This is a genomic window from Protaetiibacter sp. SSC-01, assembly GCF_014483895.1.
GTDB lineage: Bacteria > Actinomycetota > Actinomycetes > Actinomycetales > Microbacteriaceae > Homoserinibacter.
Genome location: NZ_CP059987.1, coordinates 502,663 through 520,373, shown reverse-complemented (window position 1 = coordinate 520,373; position 17,711 = coordinate 502,663). Strand labels below are relative to the sequence as shown.

Genomic DNA, 17,711 nt, shown 5'->3' with positions numbered 1-17,711 from the left:
GACCGCCAGCCTAGGACGCGCGCGACCTCTCGGACTCCTTCCGGTGGAAGAGCGTCTCGGTCTGCTCGAGCTCCATGCCCTTCGTCTCGGGCACGCGCCACGCGACGTACGCGAACGAGAGTGCCGCGAACAGGGCGTACATGCCGTAGGTGAGCGGCAGCGACCATCCGCTCATCGCGGGGAACGAGACCGTGATGAGGAAGTTCGCGATCCACTGCGCACCCGCAGCGACACCGAGCGCCTTCCCGCGGATGCGGCTCGGGAAGATCTCGCCGAGCAGCACCCACACGAGCGGACCCCAGGATGCGCCGAAGCCGATCACGAAGACGTTCGCCGCGACGAGCGCGATGGGACCCCACGGTGCCGGCAGCGAGACGTCGTCGCCCGAGCCCTCGGCGAAGAGGAACGCGATCGCCATGGTCGCGAGTGAGAGCGTCATGAGCACGGAGCCCGTGAGCAGGATCGGCTTCCGGCCGACGCGGTCGACGAGGAAGATCGCCACGAGGGTGACGAGCACGTTGACGATCGACGTGATGACGCTGATCGTGAACGACGCCGACTCCTCGAAGCCGACCGAGGCCCACAGGCTCGTCGAGTAGTAGAAGATCACGTTGATGCCGACGAACTGCTGGAACACCGACAGGATGATGCCCACCCACACGATGCGCTGAAGCCCGAGCACGGGGCCGCGGAGCGAGACGCCGGCGTTCTTGCGGTCCTCCTCGATGGCCTTCTGCAGGTCGCGCACGGTGTGGTCGAGGTCGGCCTTCGGCACGAGCCGCGCGAAGATCTCGCGCGCCTCGTCGGAGCGTCCGTTCGCGATGAGGTAGCGCGGCGACTCGGGCAGCGTGAACGAGAGGATGCCGTAGACGGCGGCGGGGATGATGCCGACGAGGAACATCCAGCGCCACGCCTCGAGCCCGAACCAGAAGCTCTCGCCGGCTCCGCCCGCGCCGCCCGCGAGGAGCGCGTCGCTCAGCAGAGCGGCGAAGATGCCGATCGTGATCGCGAGCTGCTGCAGGGATGCGAGGCTGCCGCGGATCTGGCGCGGCGCGACCTCCGCGATGTACGCCGGCGCGACGACGGAGGCGATGCCGATGCCGAGTCCGCCGACGACGCGCCACACGCCGAGGTCCCACACGGAGAACGCGAACCCGGTCCCGACCGAGCTCGCGAAGAACATGATGGCGCCGATGAACATGACGCGGAGGCGACCCCAGCGATCGGAGAGGCGACCCGCGAGCACGGCGCCGACCGCGCATCCGAGCAGGGCGATCGCGACGACGAAGCCCGTGACGAACGCGCCGAGCTCGAAGTCGCCCTGGATGGAGTCGACGGCGCCGTTGATGACGGAGGAGTCGAACCCGAAGAGGAAGCCGCCGACCGCCGCGGCGACCGAGAGGCCGATCGCGCGTCGCCCGAAGGGGCTGCGGAGGGAGAAGGCGTCGGCGGGGATGGAGGCCGTGTTCTGCGTCACGGTACGACGCTAGGGAGGCGCGCGGGGGCGCGGTAGGAGCTTGAAATCTGCCCCGGGGGGATGTAGCGGCCCGACGGGAGCGTCAGGCGTCGGCGCGCAGCACGCGGGCGCCGCGAGCCGTGAGGGCGCGTGCGGTGGATGCTGCGGCATCCGTCCACGCGCCCGCCGTGACGAGGGTCGTGCGCTCGTCGGCGACCCCGATCGTGCCGAGGTGGCGCACCCCGAGCTTCGCGGCCTCGGCGACGACGAGCTGCGCGGCGGATGCGGCGACCATCGCGCGCTTGACCCCCGCCTCGGCGAGGTTGAGGTTCGTCACGCGACCGTCGTCGTCGACGCCGTTGCAGCCGAGGATCGCGAGGTCGACGTGCAGGCCCGCGAGCGACTCGGATGCGCCGGGGTCGACGAGCGAGTGCTGGAGCGGCCGCAGGGTGCCGCCCGTGAGCACGACCGTGACGCGCGGAACCGCGGGCTCGAGGGCGAGCGCGATCGAGAGCCCGTTCGTGACGACGACGAGCTCGTCGAGGTCGCCGCGCTCGACGCGGTCGACGAGGGCGTGGGCGACCGCGAGGGTCGTCGAGCCGACGTCGAGCAGCACGCTCGTGCCATTGTCGACGAGCGCGGCCGCGCGGCGGCCGATGGCGCGCTTCGCCGCGGCGTCGCGCGCCGAGACGCGCTCGACGGGCTCCTCGCGCGGCCCGCCCGCCGCGGGCAGCGCCGAGCCGTGCACGCGCCGCACGAGCCCGGCGGCCTCGAGCACGCCGAGGTCGGAGCGGATGGTGACCTCACTCACCCGGAACTCGGCGGCGGCGTCGGCGACGCGCAGGATGCCGTCCTCGCGCACGCGATCGGCGATGCGGGCGCGACGGACCTCGGCGGGGAGGGCGGCATCCGTCACTTACGGAACCTTTCGTTTCGGCAAGATCGCCTTACGTTATCGTAAGTGCATGTCCGGTGTCACCCGCCGCACGGCCCGCATGGCCGACGGCCGAGAGCTCATCTACTTCGACGACCCCGACACGACGCTCCCCGCCGAGCGCCGCCTCGACGAGCGGCAGCTCGACCCGCGCCCCGCGACCGCGACCATGCGTCAGGACGTGCTCACGGGCGACTGGATCTCGGTCGCGTCGAACCGCAACAACCGCGTCTTCCTGCCGCCCGCGCACCTCGACCCGCTCGCGCCGCAGACGCCCGACAACCCCTCCGAGATCCCCGACCTCTACGACGTCGTCGTCTTCGAGAACAAGTCGCCGTCGTTCGGCCCCGACTCCGACGGCCCGCTTCCGCCCGCCGGCCGCGGCTTCGACCGCAGTGCCCCGTCGGTGGGCCGCTGCGAGGTCGTGTGCTTCAGCCCCGAGTCGACCGGCTCGCTCGGCACCCAGAGCGTCACGCGCATCCGCACCGTCATCGAGGCGTGGGCGGATCGCACGCGCGAGCTCTCGGCGCTGCCGGGCGTCGCGCAGGTGTTCCCGTTCGAGAACCGCGGCGAGGCCATCGGCGTCACGCTCGGACACCCGCACGGGCAGATCTACGCGTACCCCTACGTGACGCCGCGCACGCGCTCGACCCTGCAGGCGATCGCCGAGCTCGGGCCCGACCTCTTCCAGCAGATCCTCGAGCGCGAGCAGGCGGGACCGCGCGTCGTGCTCGCGGGCGAGCACTGGACGGCGTTCGTGCCCTTCGCGGCGCGCTGGCCCATCGAGGTGCACATGCTGCCCCACCGGCACGTGCCCGACATCGACGCGCTCGACGAGGCCGAGCGCGCCGAGCTCGCCGTGCTCTTCAAGCGCCTGCTGCTCGGCCTCGACGCCCTCTACGACACCCCGACGCCCTACATCGCGGCGTGGCACCAGGCGCCCGTGCGGGAGGGCCGCGACGACGTGCGGCTCATGCTGCAGATCACCTCGCCGCGACGCGGCGCCGAGCGGCTCAAGTTCCTCGCGGGCTCGGAGTCGGCGATGGGCGCGTGGATCGCGGATATCGTTCCGGAGGATGCGGCCGAGCGGCTGCGGGAGGCGGTGGCTTCGGTATGAGCCAGGATCTGCGCGACATCGTGCGCGCCGAGTTCGAGCAGGCGTTCGGCACGACCCCGGCGGGCGTCTGGTCGTCGCCGGGGCGCGCGAACCTCATCGGCGAGCACACCGACTACAACGACGGCTTCGTGCTGCCGTTCGCGATCGACCGCCGCACCTTCGCCGCGGTCGGCCTGCGCGACGACGCCCGCATCCGCGTCGGATCGACCTTCTCCGACGAGATCGCCGAGATCGCGCTCGACGAGCTGAGCCCGGATGTCGTGAGCGGCTGGGCGGGCTACCCGCTCGGGGTCGTGTGGGCGCTCGGGCAGCTCGGCCACGCCGACCTCGCCGCCGTGCCGGGTCTCGACATCATGCTCGAGTCGGACGTGCCCGTCGGCGCGGGGCTCTCGTCGTCGGCCGCGATCGAGGGCGCCGTCGCGTTCGCGATCGACGAGCTCTGGCGCCTCGGCCTCGACCGCGTGCAGCTCGCGCGCGTGGGCCGCACCGCCGAGAACGAGTTCGTGGGCGCCCCGACGGGGATCATGGATCAGATGGCGTCGCTGCTCGGCCGCGACGACTCCGCCGTCTTCATCGACTGCCGCACGCAGGAGGCCACCGCGGTCGACCTCGGGCTCGCCGAGCACGACCTCACGATCCTCGTGATCGACACCCAGGTCGAGCACGCGCACGCGAGCGGCGGCTACCGCGAGCGCCGGGCGTCGTGCGAGGCGGGCGCGGCGGCGCTCGGCGTGCCGGCGCTGCGCGACGTCACGGTCGACGACCTGCCGCGCGCGAAGGAGCTGCTCGACGACGTCACCTTCCGCCGGGTGCGCCACATCGTCACCGAGAACCAGCGCGTGCTCGACACGGTCGAGACGCTGCGCACGCAGGGGCCGCGCGCGATCGGCGAGCTGCTCGACGCATCCCACCGGTCGATGCGCGACGACTTCGAGATCTCGGTGCCCGAGCTCGACCTCGCGGTCGAGACGGCGCAGGCCGCGGGTGCGATCGGGGCCCGGATGACGGGCGGCGGCTTCGGCGGCTCGGCGATCGCCCTCGTGCCGCGCGAGCTCGTCTCGCGGCTGCAGGTGGCGGTCGACGGCGCGTTCGCGGAGCACGGCTACGGCCAGCCCGTCACCTTCACCGTGACCCCCTCGGAGGGTGCGCGCCGCGAGGTGTGAGGCGGTACCTCCCCGTTGGTTGAGTAGCGCCGCAGGCACGCCCACCCGTTGGTTGAGTAGCGCCGAAGGCACGCCCACCCGTTGGTTGAGTAGCGCCGAAGGCGCGTATCGAAACCGACCGACGCGTGACCTCGGGCTGGTTTCGACACGCCCGCTGCGCGGGCTACTCAACCAGCGGGGGCGTTCCTGGCAATCCCCTCCACATGCCGCGACCCGCCGCGGGACGGGGTTGCGGCATCCGCGGATTCTCGGAATCGTGGCCGACTCCGAAACCGAGGAAAGGGGAACCGCAATGCTCACCCTCACCGAGAACGCCGGAACCGTGGTCTCCGACCTGGTGTCGCGCGCGAGCGAGACCGACACGGCGGGCCTGCGCATCCAGCAGGGCGACAACCGCTTCGACATCGCGATCGCGGAGGCCCCCGGGCCGAGCGAGGTCGTGGTCGAGCGCGAGGGCGCCCGTGTCTTCATGGATGCGCCGGTCGCGCAGGTGCTCGACGAGATGACGCTCGACGCCGTCATCACCCCGGAGGGCGACATCCGCTTCGCCCTCGCGCCGCAGCTGTAGAGCCGCCCCGACGACGCCCGCCCCGAGCGGGCGTCGTCGTCGTTAACGCGTCGCACCCCGCGCGAGCGAAGCGGGGGTGCGAAGCGGCTACGAGCGCGCTGCGCGCTCCGCGGCGTCGACGACGTTCGCGATGAGCATCGCACGCGTCATCGGCCCCACGCCGCCGGGGTTGGGCGAGAGCCAGCCGGCGACCTCGGCGACCGCTGGGTCGACGTCGCCGGAAAGCTTGGCACGGCCCGACTCGGTCGTTCCGACGCGCGTGACGCCGACGTCGAGCACCGCGGCGCCGGGCTTCACCCACTCGGGCTTCACGAAGTGGGGAACGCCGACGGCGGCGACCACGATGTCCGCCTTCGCCACCTCGGCGGCGATGTCGGCGGTGCGTGAGTGGGTGAGGGTGACGGTCGCGTCGACGCCCTTGCGCGTGAACACGAGCCCGAGCGGGCGGCCGACGGTGAGGCCGCGGCCGATGATCGTCACGTGCTTGCCCGCGATGGGCACGTCGTGGCGGCGCAGCAGCTCGACGACGCCCGCGGGCGTGCACGGCAGCGGCGAGTGCAACTCGCCGTCGACGCCGAGCACGAGGCGGCCGAGGTTGGTCGGGTGCAGGCCGTCGGCGTCCTTGTCGGGGTTGATGAGCTCGAGCATCGCGTTCTCGTCGATGCCCTTCGGCAGCGGCAGCTGCACGATGTAGCCCGTGACCTCGGGGTTCGCGTTGAGCCGGCCGATCGCGGCGCGGATGTCGGCATCCGTCGCGTCGGCGGGCAGCTCCTCGCGGATGGAGCGGATGCCGACCTCGGCCGAGTCGCGGTGCTTGCCCGTGACGTAGCTCACCGAGCCCGGGTCGGCGCCCACGAGGAGCGTGCCGAGCCCCGGCACGATCCCCCGCTCGGCGAGCGCCGCGACCCGCTCCTTGAGCTCGTTCTTGATCGCGCTCGCGGTCGCGATCCCGTCGAGAACCTGTGCGGTCATGTCATCTCCGTGAAAGTACGTACTTTTCGCGCTGGGAGCCCCCCGATCCCCGAAAAGTACGTACTTTCGGGGACGAGGCGCGGTCAGGCCCAGCGGGCGGGCGAGGTGAGGCCCTCGTAGAGCGGGAACGCGTCGGCGAGCGTCGCGACGCGCGCGCGCAGGGCCGGGATGTCGGCATCCGGCTGCAGGGCGAGCGCGATGACGTCGGCCACCTCGCGGAACTCGGCGTCGCCGAAGCCGCGCGTCGCGAGCGCCGGGGTGCCGATGCGCACACCCGAGGTCACCATCGGGGGGCGCGGGTCGTTCGGCACCGAGTTCTTGTTGACGGTGATGCCGACCTCGTGCAGGCGGTCCTCCGCCTCCTTGCCGCTGAACTCAGAGGTGCGCAGGTCGACGAGCACGAGGTGCACGTCGGTGCCGCCCGTGAGCACGTCGACGCCCGCGGCGGTCGCGTCGGGCTGCGTGAGGCGCTCGGCGAGGATGGCGGCGCCGCCCAGCGTGCGCTCCTGGCGGTCGCGGAACTCGGGGGTGCCGGCGAGCTTGAACGCGGTCGCCTTGGCGGCAATGACGTGCATGAGCGGGCCGCCCTGCTGGCCGGGGAAGACGTTCGAGTTGATCTTCTTCGCGATCTCCTCGTCGTTCGTGAGGATGAAGCCGGAGCGGGGGCCGCCGATCGTCTTGTGCACGGTCGAGCTCACGACGTGCGCGTGCGGCACGGGCGAGGGGTGGAGTCCCGCGGCGACGAGGCCCGCGAAGTGCGCCATGTCGACCCACAGCTTCGCGCCGACCTCGTCGGCGATCGCACGGAAGGCGGCGAAGTCCAGCTGACGGGGGTAGGCCGACCAGCCCGCGATGATGACCTGCGGCTTCACCTCGAGGGCGGCGCGGCGCACCTCGTCCATGTCGACGCGGTAGGTCTCGGGGTCGACCTTGTACGAGTGGGCCTCGTAGAGCTTGCCCGAGAAGTTGAGCTTCATGCCGTGCGTGAGGTGCCCGCCGTGGGCGAGCTCGAGGCCCAGGATGCGGTCGCCGGGCTGCGCGATCGCGGAGAGCACGGCGGCGTTCGCGGAGGCGCCCGAGTGGGGCTGCACGTTGGCGAACTTCGCGCCGAAGAGCTCCTTGGCGCGCTCGATCGCGAGCGTCTCGACGACGTCGACGAACTCGCAGCCGCCGTAGTAGCGGCGGCCGGGGTAGCCCTCGGCGTACTTGTTGGTGAGCACCGAGCCCTGCGCCTCGAGCACGGCGCGCGGCACGAAGTTCTCGGAGGCGATCATCTCGAGCGTCGACCGCTGGCGGCCGAGCTCGGCCTCGAGTGCGGCGGCGACCTCGGGGTCGACCTCGGCGAGGGGCTGGAGGAAGGTGGATTCGGCGGACACTGGCGCTCCTAACGTCACGAGAAAACTACCCGGTCATTGCTGGGGGCGGCCCAGGCGTACGGCCGCCGTTCACGTGTTCGTCGCTCCCCGATGGTGACCCATCCGAACGCCAGTCGCGACAGGTGCCAGACTACCGGATGTGCGCCCCGCGACCACGATCGGCCTCGCGGGGATCGCGGTGCTCGCGGCGGCCGGTCTGGTGGTGATGACGCTGAGCGCGACATCCGGTTCCCTGTCGCCGCACGCATCCGCCCCCACCGTGCCGTCGATCGTGCCGGCGCCGCTCGAGCTCGAGCTGCGCGACGACCCACCTTTCGTGCTGACGGATGCCACGGGCATCGCCGCGGACGACCCGTCGCTCGAGCCCGTGGTCGCCGCGTACGCCGAGGCCGTCGCCGAGCGCACGGGGATCGCGCTGCCGACGGGCGGCGACGAGCCGCGCATCCGCTTCGCCCTCGACACCGCGCTCGCGCCGGAGGAGCATCGCATCGAGGTGGGCGCGACGGGCATCAGCGTCGAGGCGGGTGATGCGGCGGGCGCGTTCTGGGCGGTGCAGTCGCTTCTGCAACTGCCCGCGCCGGGTGCCGACGGCGAGGTGCCCGCGGTCGCGATCCACGACGCCCCGCGCTTCGCGTACCGCAGCGCGATGCTCGACGTCGCGCGCCACTTCTTCTCGGTCGACGACGTCGAGCGATACCTCGACCGGCTCGCGTCGCTCAAGATCAATGTGCTGCACCTGCACCTCACCGACGATCAGGGCTGGCGCATCGCGATCGACGCCCACCCGGAGCTCACCGAGATCGGCGGGCGGTACGCGGTCGACAGCGACCCGGGCGGCTTCTACACGAAAGACGACTACCGCCGCATCGTCGCGGCGGCGGCCGATCGCTTCATCACCGTCGTGCCCGAGATCGACATGCCGGGGCACACCAACGCGGCGCTCGCCTCGCTCGCCGAACTGAACCCCGACGGGACGGTCGCGAAGCCCTACACGGGCATCGAGGTGGGGTTCTCCACGCTCGACACCCGGTCTGAGGTCACCTACGCCTTCGTCGAAAACGTGCTAACGGAGCTCGCCGAGCTCACGCCCGGGCCCTACCTGCACATCGGCGGCGACGAGTCGCACGCCACCTCCGCCGACGACTACGAGTACTTCGTGACGCGCGCGGCCCGCATCGCAGCGGGCACCGGTAAGACCGTCATCGGCTGGCACCAGATCGGCCAGTCGAGCGCGCTGCCCGCAGGCTCGATCGGCCAGTACTGGGGGTACGTGGAGCCCTCGGAGGCCGACCTCGCCGAGGCGCGCTCGATCGTCGAGCAGGGCGGTCGGCTCATCGTCTCGCCCGCCGACGTCGCCTACCTCGACATGAAATACGACTTCCTCACGCCGCGCGGGCTCACGTGGGCGAACGGCTTCACGTCGATCGAGGACGCCTACGCGTGGGACCCGGCGACGGTGCTGCCCGGCATCGGCGAGGACGACATCCTGGGCGTCGAGGCACCCTTGTGGACCGAGACCTTTCGCACGGTGGACGAGGTCGAGGAGATGGCGATGCCGCGGCTCGCGGCCATGGCCGAGGTCGCCTGGACCGCGCAGTCCGCGCGCGACTACGACGACTTCGTGCCCCGTCTCATCCGCCTCGCCGCCCGCTGGGACGCGCAGGGCGTGCGCTACCTGCGCCCCGCGGGCATCCCCTGGCCCTGAGCGCGCCGAGGCGCGCGGCTGCTAGCGGTGCGCGGCCATGCGCGCGCGGTCGGTCACGATGACGAACACGAGCCCGCCCGCGATGACCGCCGCCGCGACCCACGGAAGCACGCGGATGCCGAGGCCGTCGAGCAGGAAGCCGCCGATGAGCGCGCCCCCGCCGATCGCGAGGTTGAACGCCGTCGTGAGCCACGCGGCGGCGAGGTCGCGGATGCGCTCCGACGCCGAGTGCAGCACGCGCGAGTGCATGAGGGCGGGCACGCCGCCGAAGAACACGCTCCAGATCACCATGCCGATGACGATCGGAACCGCCGAGGTGCCGAACGCCGCGAGGAACAGGATGCTGAGCGCGACGCCCGCGAGCGCGACGTTGACCGAGCCGCGCGGGAAGCGGTCGCCGAAGGCGCCTCCGAGCGCGAGACCGATGGCGCCCGCCGCACCGTAGGCGAACAGCAGCCCGCTCACGCCCGCCTCGTCGACGCCGCCCACCTGGATCGCCCACGGCGCGATGTACGTGTAGAAGATGTTGTGCCCCGTGATGATGAGCACGACCGTGAGGCAGACGATGACGACGGCGGGCAGCGAGCGGTCCTTGCGCGTCGGCACGGCGATCTCGCCGGTCGAGAGCTGCACGAGGTGCGACACGGGCGGCAGGTACACGATGACGCACACCATGAACACGACGACGACCGCGGCCATCGCGGCGAACGCGAGACGCCATCCGAGCGCGTGCCCGAGGAACGTGCCGAGCGGCACACCGAGGATGAACGCCATCGTGCCGCCCGCGTTCGTGATCGAGATGGCGCGCGCGAGCTGGTGGCGCGGCACGAGGAGCGCCGCGTAGGGGCCCGTGACGGCCCAGAAGAGGCCGTGCGCGAGGCCGCCGAGGATGCGCGCGCCCACGAGGAACCAGTAGGTGGGCGCGATCGCGCACAGCACGTTGGTGAGCGCGAAGATGCCGAGCAGCATGACCATGAGCCACTTGCGCGAGTAGCGGCGCGTGAGCACGGTGAGCGGGGCGGTCGAGATGACCACGGTCGCGGCGAACACGGTGACGAGCAGTCCGATCTGCGACTCCGACACCCCCAGGTCGGCCGCCATCTCGGGCAGCAGGCCCGTGGGCAGGAACTCGCTCGAGACGGATGCGAAGATCGCCCCCGTGAGCACGAGGAGCCGGAAGAAGGGGAAACCGTTGGTGCTCGAACTCACCAGACGAGCCTAGGCCCCTGCGGCGACGCCCTACGCTGGTGTCTCGTGACGCCCGAGACGACCCACTGGATCCTGACCCTCGTGTGCGAGGACCGACCCGGCATCGTGCACGCCATCAGCGGCGCGATCGTGGAGGCCGAGGGCAACATCACCGAGTCGCAGCAGTTCTCGAGCGACGACACGGGCACCTTCTTCATGCGCCTCCAGGTGGAGTCGGCGGCGAGCCGCGAGGCGTTCGAGGCCGCGCTCACGCCGGTCACGGAACGCTACGGGATGACGTGGCAGCTCGACGTTGTCGGCCGCCCCCTTCGCACCCTCGTGCTCGTGTCGAAGGCGGGCCACTGCCTCAACGACCTGCTGTTCCGCCAGCGCGCCGGCCAGCTGGGCGTCGACATCCCGCTCGTCATGTCGAACCACCCCGACCTCGGCGAGCTCGCCGCGTTCTACGACGTGCCATTCGAGTCGCACGCCGTCACCTCGCCCGACGAGAAGAAGGCGTTCGAGCAGCGCGTGCTCGAGGTCGTCGAGCAGCACGACATCGAGCTCGTCGTGCTCGCGCGCTACATGCAGATCCTGTCGCCCGAGCTGTGCGAGGCGCTCGCGGGCCGGGTCATCAACATCCACCACTCCTTCCTGCCGGGCTTCAAGGGCGCGAACCCCTACAAGCAGGCGCACTCGCGCGGCGTGAAGCTCATCGGCGCGACGGCCCACTTCGTCACGAGCGATCTCGACGAAGGGCCCATCATCGAGCAGAACGTCGTGCGCGTCGACCACACGCGCACGCCCGCCGAGCTCGTCGCGATCGGGCAGGACGAGGAGAGCCGCACGCTCACGCAGGCCGTCAAGTGGTTCGCCGAGGACCGCGTGTTGCTCGACGGCGTGCGCACGATCATCTTCCGCTAGCAATCGAAGGTGGTCGAGGAACGCCCGCGCAGCGGACGCGTCTCGAGACCCGACCTGGCTAGGCTCGACTCGTGACGCTGCTTCTCCACGATGCGCTGCTGACCGACGAGCGCGGCGAGACCCCCGGCGGCTGGGTGCTGTTCGACGGCGACGCGATCGCCGCTGTCGGCACGGGCGAGGCCCCGGATGCCGCTGAGCGCGTCGATCTCGCTGGCGCGCGTCTCGTGCCGGGCTTCGTCGACATCCACGGGCACGGCGGCGGCGGCCACGCCTACGACGACGGCGGCGAGGAGCTCGCATCCGCTCTCGCGGCGCACCGCGCGCACGGCGTCACGCGGTCGGTCGTGTCGCTCGTCGCGAACCCGCTCGCCTCGCTGCGCTCGAACCTCGCCGAGGTGGCCGAGCTCGCCGCATCCGACCCGCTCGTGCTCGGCACGCACCTCGAGGGGCCATTCCTCGCGCCCGGTCGCCGCGGCGCCCACCACGAGGACTACCTGCGCGAGCCCGATCTCGTCGACGTCGAGCAGCTCATCGCGGCCGGCCACGGCACGCTGCGCCAGATCACGATGGCGCCCGAGCTGCCCGGAGCGGATGCCGCGATCGACGCGCTCGTCGCCGCGGGCGTGCGCGTCGCAGTCGGGCACACCGAGGCCGACTTCGAGACGGCCGCGCGCGCCTTCGACCGCGGGGCGAGCATCCTGACACATGCCTTCAACGCCATGAACGGCATCCACCACCGCGAGCCGGGGCCCGTGCTCGCGGCGCTCTCGGACGAGCGCGTGACGCTCGAGGTGATCCTCGACGGTCACCACGTGCACGACGCCGTCGTCGCGCTGCTGCTCGACGAGGCCCCGGGCCGCGTCGCGCTCATCACCGATTCGATGGCCGCGGCGGCGAGCGCAGACGGCGACTACCGCCTCGGCACGCTCAACGTGACCGTGCAGGACGGCCTCGCGCTGCTCTCGGGCACGCAGACGATCGCGGGCTCGACCCTCACGCTCGACGCCGCGCTGCGGCGCGCGGTCGACGTCGTGGGGCTCCCCTGGCCGGACGCCGTGGGAGCCGTCACCGCCGTGCCCGCCCGCGCGCTCGGCTTCGGCGACCGCCTCGGCCTCCTCGAGCCCGGCTACGCGGCGGATGCCGTGGCGCTCGACGCGGACGGCCGCGTGACGGGCGTGTGGGCCGCGGGCGGGCGGCTGAGCTGATCAGGGGGGCTGGTTTCGACACGCTCGCTGCGCTCGCTACTCAACCAGCGGGTGACTCGCTGGTTGAGTAGGCCGCGAAGCGGCCGTGTCGAAACCAGCCCGCTGATCACCGATCACCGCGCCCAGTCGGGCCGGTTGTCCCACGCGTAGCGGTAGTAGTCGGCGAAGCGCAGCTTCGACGCCGCCGCCTCGTCGACGATGACCGTCACCTCGGGGTGCAGCTGGATCGCCGAGCCCGGCAGCGACGCCGACACGGGCCCCTCGACGGCCCCGGCCACGGCATCCGCCTTCGCCTCGCCGAAGGCGAGCAGCACGAGCTCGCGCGCGTCGAGGATCGTGCCGAGCCCCTGCGTGAGGCAGTGCCGCGGCACGTCGTCGATCGAGTCGAAGAAGCGCGCGTTGTCGACGCGCGTCGCCTCGGTGAGGGTCTTGACGCGCGTGCGCGAGGCGAAGCTCGACCCCGGCTCGTTGAAGCCGATGTGGCCCGTGCGCCCGATGCCGAGCACCTGGATGTCGACACCCCCGGCCGCGGCGATCGCGGCCTCGTAGCGTGCGCCCGCGGTCTCGATCGGGCCGCCGTCGTCCCCAGGCACGTGGACGAGCGACGGCTCGAGGCCGAGGGTGTCGACGACTTCGCGCGTGATGACCGCGCGGTAGCTCTCGGGGTGCCCCGCGGGGAGGCCGACGTACTCATCGAGGGCGAAGCCCCGCACACGAGACCAGTCGAGCTCGCGCTGCGCGAGCGCGCTCCACACGGGCAGCGGGGTCGAGCCGGTCGCGAGGCCGAGCACGGCATCCGCCTTGGCGCGCACGACGCGCTCGATGAGATCGGCGGCCAGCTCGCCGGCTGCGGCCTTCGCCTCCTCGGGCGAGCCGGAGAGGATCACGATCTCGGCCATCACACCACCTCCAGGGTCTCGGCCTCGGGGTCGCCCACGAGCGCGGCGCCGACCGCCGCCGCGGGGAAGTCGGGCGGCAGCAGCCTCAGACGCCCGGCGAGTCCGAGCGAGGCGACGAACGGCGATACGGCCTCCCAGCGCGCGATCACCGACCGCACGCCGTCGAGCAGGGGCTCGCCGAGGCGGCTGATGCCGCCGCCGATCACGACGTCGTCGACGTCGACCGTCAGCACGAGCAGGCGCGCGGCCTCGGCCACGCCCTGCAGCAGACGGTCGCGCACGGCCGCAGCGTCGGGGTCGCCGGATGCCGCGGCCGCGAAGAGGGCCGCGACGGGCAGCGGGTCCTCGCTCGGCCACTGCCGCGCGACGGCCGAACCGGAGGCGTAAAGCTCGAGGCAGCCGCGCTGACCGCATGGGCACAGCGGGCCCGAGGGGTCGACGGGGATGTGCCCGATCTCGCCCGCGACGCCGCTCACGCCGCGCCACAGCTCGCCGCCGAGCACGAGGCCCGCGGCGAGCCCCGTGCCGAGGTTGAGGTAGGCCATCGACTGGCCGGAGCCGAGCCCGCGCAGATGGAACGCTCCCACGGCGGCGGCGTTGACGTCGTTCTCGATGCGCACGGGGCGTCCGAGCCGCGCGTGCAGCTCCTCCCCCAGGCCGAGGTCGTCGAGGCCGAGGTTGACGGCGTGCGTCACGCGACCCCGCGGGTCGACGGCGCCGGGGATGCCGATGCCGATCGACGCGAAGTCCGCGACGGGCGTGCCGGTCGCATCCGAGACGCGCTGCACGGCCTCGACGGCCGTCGCGACGACCGCCTCCGGTCCGAAGCCCGTCGGCAGCCGCAGGGTGTGCGCGACGGTGCCGTCGTCGGCGACCGCCACGGCATCCGTCTTGGTGCCTCCGATGTCGAGCCCGACCCTCACAGTTCTCTCCCGTCCAGCACCTCGCGGAGCGCGGCGGAGACGCTGCGCGACGCCCCGAAGGTGGCGATGTCGGCGTAGGCCCGGTCGGGTGCGGGCCAGCCCATGTCGATGACGACCGTGCCGGGCTGGGCGGCCCGCGCGGCGTCGATGATGTCGCGCGTCCAGGCGCGGCGGTGGTTGTCTTTGCCGACCACGAGGTAGGGCACCTCGGATGCGGGCAGCGGCTCGCCCTCGCGCAGCGGCTCGGGTGCGAGGCCGACGCTCGCGAGGCCCCACGGCACGGTGCCGACGGCGACGTTCGCGGTGGTCTCGAGGCTCACGATGCGCGCCTCGGCGGGCAGGGCCACACCGTCGGCGACGTCGAACGCGGATGCGATGCGGGCCGGGTCGGGCGCGTACGGCTCGGGCTGTTCCTCGAGCTCCGCGGGCAGCGACTCGGCGAGCGTCGTGACGCGCGCGACCGCGTCCTGGAGGCGCGCCTCGTCGAGCTCGCCCGAGGCGAGGGCCGCCTCGATCGCCGTCTCGATCTCGGTGAGCTGCGCATCCGTGTTGCGGGTGCCGATGCAGAGCAGGTCGCAGCCGCCCGCGAGCGCGCGCACGGCGGCGGCGGGGATGCCGATCTCGCCCGAGGCGCCCACCATGTCGAGCGCGTCGGAGACGACGACGCCGTCGAAGCCGAGCTCGTCGCGCAGCAGCTGCTGCAGGATGCGCGGCGAGAACGTCGCGGGCTGCGCCGCGTCGAGCTGCGGCAGCAGGATGTGGCTCGACATGATCGTGCGCGCGCCGGCCGCGATCGCGGCGACGAAGGGCACGAGCTCGCGCTCGCGCAGCACCTCGAGCGGCAGGTCGACGACGGGCAGCGCGAGGTGCGAATCGGCGTTCGTGTCGCCGTGCCCCGGGAAGTGCTTCGCGCTCACGGCCACGCCCGCGGCCTCGTGCGCCTCGACCCACGCCGCCGCGTGGCGCGCGACGAGGTCGGGGTCGGTGCCGAAGCTCCGCACGCCGATCACGGGGTTGTCGGGGTTCGAGTTGATGTCGACGTCGGGCGCGAAGTTGAGGTTGACGCCCGCGGCGCGCAGCTCGGCCGCGACGGCCGCGCCGACGGATGCCGTGAGGGCCGTGTCATCGACGCGCCCGAGCACGGCGTTGCCGGGGAAGGGCGATCCCGTCGCGGCGTGGAGGCGGGAGACGTCGCCGCCCTCCTCGTCGATCGCGATGAGCGCGCGGGGGTTGGCCTCGCGGATCGCGGTCGTGAGGGCGCGCAGCTGCTCGACCGACACGATGTTCTCGGCGAAGAGGCACACGCCGCCGAGGCCGTCGCGCAGGCGCGCGGCGAGCCACTCGGGCAGTTCGGTGCCGACGAAGCCGGGGAGCAGGGTGGGGAGGGCCGCGCCGCGGGTGGAGGTCGTCATCCCTTGACCGCACCTCCCACGATGCCGCTCGTCATGCGTCCCTGCACGATGAGGAAGAAGATGATGACGGGGATCGCGACGATCGTCGACGCGGCCATCACCTGGCCCCAGTCGGTCTCGCGCGTCGCGGACGCCTGCACGAAGCCGCGCAGCCAGAGCGGCAGCGTCTGCGCCGCCTCGGCGGGCAGCAGCACGACGGCGACCGTGATCTCGTTCCACGCCTGCAGGAAGGCGTAGACGCCGGATGCCACAAGTCCCGGCGCGAGCAGCGGGAACGTGATGCGCATGAACGCCTGGAAGCGGCTGAGGCCGTCGACCATCGCCGCCTCCTCGAGCTCGGCCGGCACGCCCGCGACGAAGCCGCGCAGCATCCACACCGTGAAGGGGATGACGGCGGCGATGTAGATGACGCTCACGCCGAGCACGGTGTTGAGGAGGCCGACCGACGACACCATCTTGTACTGCGCGATGAAGAGGCCCTCTGCGGGCAGCATCTGGATGAGCAGGAGCGCGAGCACGAAGCTCTTGCGACCGCGGAACTTGAAGCGGCTGATCGCGACGGCGCCGAGGAACGCGAACACGAGGCACACGACGACCACGATGAGCGTGATCGCGAGGCTCATTCCGAGCGCGCCGAAGAACGAGCCGTCGGCGACGGCGCCCGTGAAGTTCGAGGTCGTGAAGTACTGGCCGGGGAAGAAGTGCGGCGTGAACTGCTGCAGCACCGCGGTCGAGATGAACGCCGAGTTGGCCATCCAGTAGACGGGGAAGATCCACACGATCGCGAGCACGATCGCGAGCACGCTGAGGGCGATGCGCCCGAGCTTGGCGGCGGTCACTGTGCCTCATCCTCCTTGATGAGCTCGCGCACGTACACCCAGCTGATCGCGAGGGTGATGATGAGCACGACGATCGAGACGGCGCTCGCGACCCCGAAGTCGTTCGACGCGACGCCGAGCTTGTAGATGTAGGTGCCGAGCAGGTCGAACTCGCCCGACTTGGAGCCCGCATCCTTCAGCAGGGTGATCTGGGCGAAGACCCGCAGGTCCCAGATGAGCTGCAGCAGCAGCACGATCGACAGCACGGGCTTGATCATCGGCAGGATGATGCCGCCGAAGCGCTGCCACGCGCTGGCGCCGTCGATCTGCGCGGCCTCCATGACCTCCTCGGAGATCTGGGTGAGGCCCGCGTAGACCGCGAAGGCGACGAAGGGCACCGACATCCACACGATGAGCACGCTCGCCACGAGGAAGAAGGTGACGGGGTTGCCGAGCCAGTCGTACCGGTTCATGTCGACGCCGGGGATCATGTCGAGCAGGTAGTTGACGACGCCGCGGCGGCGGTCGAAGAGCCAGATGAAGACGGTCGTGGCGGCGGCGACGGGCATCGCCCACGCGAGCAGCATCGAGACCTGCAGGATGAGCTTCACGACGCGTCCGACCGCGTTCATGAGCAGCGCCATGCCGACGCCGATGATCACGGTCGCGGCGGCGGTCACGACGCAGAACAGCAGCGAGCGGCCGACGACGCCCCAGAACTCGCCGTTCCACGCGAGGTTCGCGAAGTTGTCGAAGCCGACCCACTCGGGCGGCTGGCCGAACTGCTGGGCGAGTCCGTACTTCTGGAACGACGTGACGACCTGCCAGATGAGCGGGTAGCCGAGGCCGAGCAGCAGCGCGAGGACGGCGGGCACGATCAGCACATACGGGACGCCTGAGGTGCGCCGAGGTTGGATGCGGGCGCCGGGGGCCTGTGCGGACATGCGGGATCCTCCTTTCGAAGGCTTCGGGTTGGGATGGGAGCTGCGAGCCCGGGCCGGATGCGGCGGGGCGAAGAGTGAGGACGCTGCGTTCCCCGGTATGGCCGGGG

At 71.8% G+C, this 17,711-nt stretch carries 16 protein-coding genes and 1 riboswitch; of the genes, 6 read left to right on the top strand and 10 right to left on the bottom strand.

Going from position 1 to position 17,711, the window contains the following annotated elements; genetic code table 11:
• Nucleotides 1-10: 10 nt before the first annotated feature.
• Together H4J02_RS02420 and H4J02_RS02415 are read right to left on the bottom strand one after the other, a co-directional pair.
• A complete protein-coding gene (locus H4J02_RS02420) occupies nucleotides 11-1,477 on the bottom strand; it encodes a sugar porter family MFS transporter (RefSeq protein ID WP_187675542.1) in 1,467 nt (488 codons plus the stop codon).
• A gap of 82 nt (nucleotides 1,478-1,559) precedes the next feature.
• Nucleotides 1,560-2,372: a DeoR/GlpR family DNA-binding transcription regulator gene (locus tag H4J02_RS02415; RefSeq protein ID WP_187675541.1), complete on the bottom strand. Its 813-nt coding sequence runs from the start codon at nucleotides 2,370-2,372 to the stop codon at nucleotides 1,560-1,562.
• 49 nt (nucleotides 2,373-2,421) lie between these two features.
• Here H4J02_RS02415 and galT point away from each other — a divergent pair, with 49 nt between their 5' ends.
• The 3 genes from galT (at nucleotide 2,422) to H4J02_RS02400 (ending at nucleotide 5,238) form a co-directional block, all read left to right on the top strand.
• Nucleotides 2,422-3,507, top strand: coding sequence for a galactose-1-phosphate uridylyltransferase (gene galT, locus H4J02_RS02410; protein ID WP_187675540.1), 1,086 nt, complete (start codon nucleotides 2,422-2,424; stop codon nucleotides 3,505-3,507).
• Nucleotides 3,504-4,670: a galactokinase gene (galK, locus tag H4J02_RS02405; protein WP_187675539.1), complete on the top strand. Its 1,167-nt coding sequence runs from the start codon at nucleotides 3,504-3,506 to the stop codon at nucleotides 4,668-4,670. Before galT ends, galK begins: the two co-directional genes overlap by 4 nt.
• Before the next feature lie 292 nt (nucleotides 4,671-4,962).
• The gene (locus tag H4J02_RS02400) at nucleotides 4,963-5,238 is read left to right on the top strand and encodes a Fe-S cluster assembly protein HesB (RefSeq protein WP_187675538.1); all 276 of its coding nucleotides are present in this window, start codon (nucleotides 4,963-4,965) and stop codon (nucleotides 5,236-5,238) included.
• Between the two features lie 87 nt (nucleotides 5,239-5,325).
• Here the strand turns inward: H4J02_RS02400 and H4J02_RS02395 are convergent, their stop codons facing one another.
• Both H4J02_RS02395 and glyA read right to left on the bottom strand, forming a co-directional pair.
• Nucleotides 5,326-6,210: a bifunctional methylenetetrahydrofolate dehydrogenase/methenyltetrahydrofolate cyclohydrolase gene (locus H4J02_RS02395; RefSeq protein ID WP_187675537.1), complete on the bottom strand. Its 885-nt coding sequence runs from the start codon at nucleotides 6,208-6,210 to the stop codon at nucleotides 5,326-5,328.
• An 83-nt stretch (nucleotides 6,211-6,293) separates the two neighbouring features.
• Nucleotides 6,294-7,586, bottom strand: a complete 1,293-nt coding sequence (glyA, locus tag H4J02_RS02390) for a serine hydroxymethyltransferase (RefSeq protein WP_187675536.1) — start codon at nucleotides 7,584-7,586, stop codon at nucleotides 6,294-6,296.
• A 41-nt stretch (nucleotides 7,587-7,627) separates the two neighbouring features.
• Nucleotides 7,628-7,713: riboswitch (ZMP/ZTP riboswitch) on the bottom strand.
• A gap of 12 nt (nucleotides 7,714-7,725) precedes the next feature.
• Here glyA and H4J02_RS02385 point away from each other — a divergent pair.
• Complete coding sequence (locus H4J02_RS02385; protein WP_262406182.1) at nucleotides 7,726-9,291, top strand: beta-N-acetylhexosaminidase; 1,566 nt, start codon at nucleotides 7,726-7,728, stop codon at nucleotides 9,289-9,291.
• A 21-nt stretch (nucleotides 9,292-9,312) separates the two neighbouring features.
• On the opposite strand, the gene H4J02_RS02380 is transcribed toward H4J02_RS02385, so the two are convergent.
• Nucleotides 9,313-10,500: an MFS transporter gene (locus H4J02_RS02380; protein WP_187675535.1), complete on the bottom strand. Its 1,188-nt coding sequence runs from the start codon at nucleotides 10,498-10,500 to the stop codon at nucleotides 9,313-9,315.
• A 45-nt stretch (nucleotides 10,501-10,545) separates the two neighbouring features.
• On the opposite strand from H4J02_RS02380, the gene purU reads away from it, so the two are divergent.
• Both purU and nagA read left to right on the top strand, forming a co-directional pair.
• Complete coding sequence (gene purU / locus H4J02_RS02375; protein ID WP_187675534.1) at nucleotides 10,546-11,403, top strand: formyltetrahydrofolate deformylase; 858 nt, start codon at nucleotides 10,546-10,548, stop codon at nucleotides 11,401-11,403.
• Nucleotides 11,404-11,474: 71 nt separating this feature from the next.
• Nucleotides 11,475-12,608, top strand: a complete 1,134-nt coding sequence (nagA, locus tag H4J02_RS02370; protein ID WP_187675533.1) for an N-acetylglucosamine-6-phosphate deacetylase — start codon at nucleotides 11,475-11,477, stop codon at nucleotides 12,606-12,608.
• Nucleotides 12,609-12,721: 113 nt separating this feature from the next.
• Here the strand turns inward: nagA and H4J02_RS02365 are convergent, their stop codons facing one another.
• The 5 genes from H4J02_RS02365 to H4J02_RS02345 are packed head-to-tail and all read right to left on the bottom strand — an operon-like array spanning nucleotide 12,722 to nucleotide 17,604.
• Entirely contained in the window at nucleotides 12,722-13,507 is a 786-nt protein-coding gene (locus H4J02_RS02365; protein ID WP_187675532.1) for a glucosamine-6-phosphate deaminase, read from the bottom strand.
• Nucleotides 13,507-14,430, bottom strand: a complete 924-nt coding sequence (locus tag H4J02_RS02360) for an ROK family protein (RefSeq protein ID WP_187675531.1) — start codon at nucleotides 14,428-14,430, stop codon at nucleotides 13,507-13,509. Before H4J02_RS02360 ends, H4J02_RS02365 begins: the two co-directional genes overlap by 1 nt.
• The gene (nagZ, locus tag H4J02_RS02355) at nucleotides 14,427-15,842 is read right to left on the bottom strand and encodes a beta-N-acetylhexosaminidase (RefSeq protein ID WP_187675530.1); all 1,416 of its coding nucleotides are present in this window, start codon (nucleotides 15,840-15,842) and stop codon (nucleotides 14,427-14,429) included. The genes H4J02_RS02360 and nagZ overlap by 4 nt, the downstream gene beginning before the upstream one ends.
• Nucleotides 15,839-16,681 carry a carbohydrate ABC transporter permease gene (locus H4J02_RS02350; RefSeq protein ID WP_262406180.1) on the bottom strand — a complete coding sequence of 281 codons (843 nt, stop codon included), beginning with the start codon at nucleotides 16,679-16,681 and terminating at the stop codon, nucleotides 15,839-15,841. Before H4J02_RS02350 ends, nagZ begins: the two co-directional genes overlap by 4 nt.
• A complete protein-coding gene (locus H4J02_RS02345) occupies nucleotides 16,678-17,604 on the bottom strand; it encodes a carbohydrate ABC transporter permease (protein WP_187675529.1) in 927 nt (308 codons plus the stop codon). The genes H4J02_RS02350 and H4J02_RS02345 overlap by 4 nt, the downstream gene beginning before the upstream one ends.
• Between the last annotated feature and the right edge of the window lie 107 nt (nucleotides 17,605-17,711).

Excerpts from the sequence above, each read along its gene's own strand:
- H4J02_RS02395 (WP_187675537.1), bottom strand. The coding sequence starts at position 6,210 with ATGACCGCACAGGTTCTCGACGGGATCGCGACCGCGAGCGCGATCAAG.
- galK (WP_187675539.1), top strand. The coding sequence starts at position 3,504 with ATGAGCCAGGATCTGCGCGACATCGTGCGCGCCGAGTTCGAGCAGGCG.
- H4J02_RS02400 (WP_187675538.1), top strand. The coding sequence starts at position 4,963 with ATGCTCACCCTCACCGAGAACGCCGGAACCGTGGTCTCCGACCTGGTG.
- H4J02_RS02345 (WP_187675529.1), bottom strand. The coding sequence starts at position 17,604 with ATGTCCGCACAGGCCCCCGGCGCCCGCATCCAACCTCGGCGCACCTCA.
- H4J02_RS02365 (WP_187675532.1), bottom strand. The coding sequence starts at position 13,507 with ATGGCCGAGATCGTGATCCTCTCCGGCTCGCCCGAGGAGGCGAAGGCC.
- nagZ (WP_187675530.1), bottom strand. The coding sequence starts at position 15,842 with ATGACGACCTCCACCCGCGGCGCGGCCCTCCCCACCCTGCTCCCCGGC.
- galT (WP_187675540.1), top strand. The coding sequence starts at position 2,422 with ATGTCCGGTGTCACCCGCCGCACGGCCCGCATGGCCGACGGCCGAGAG.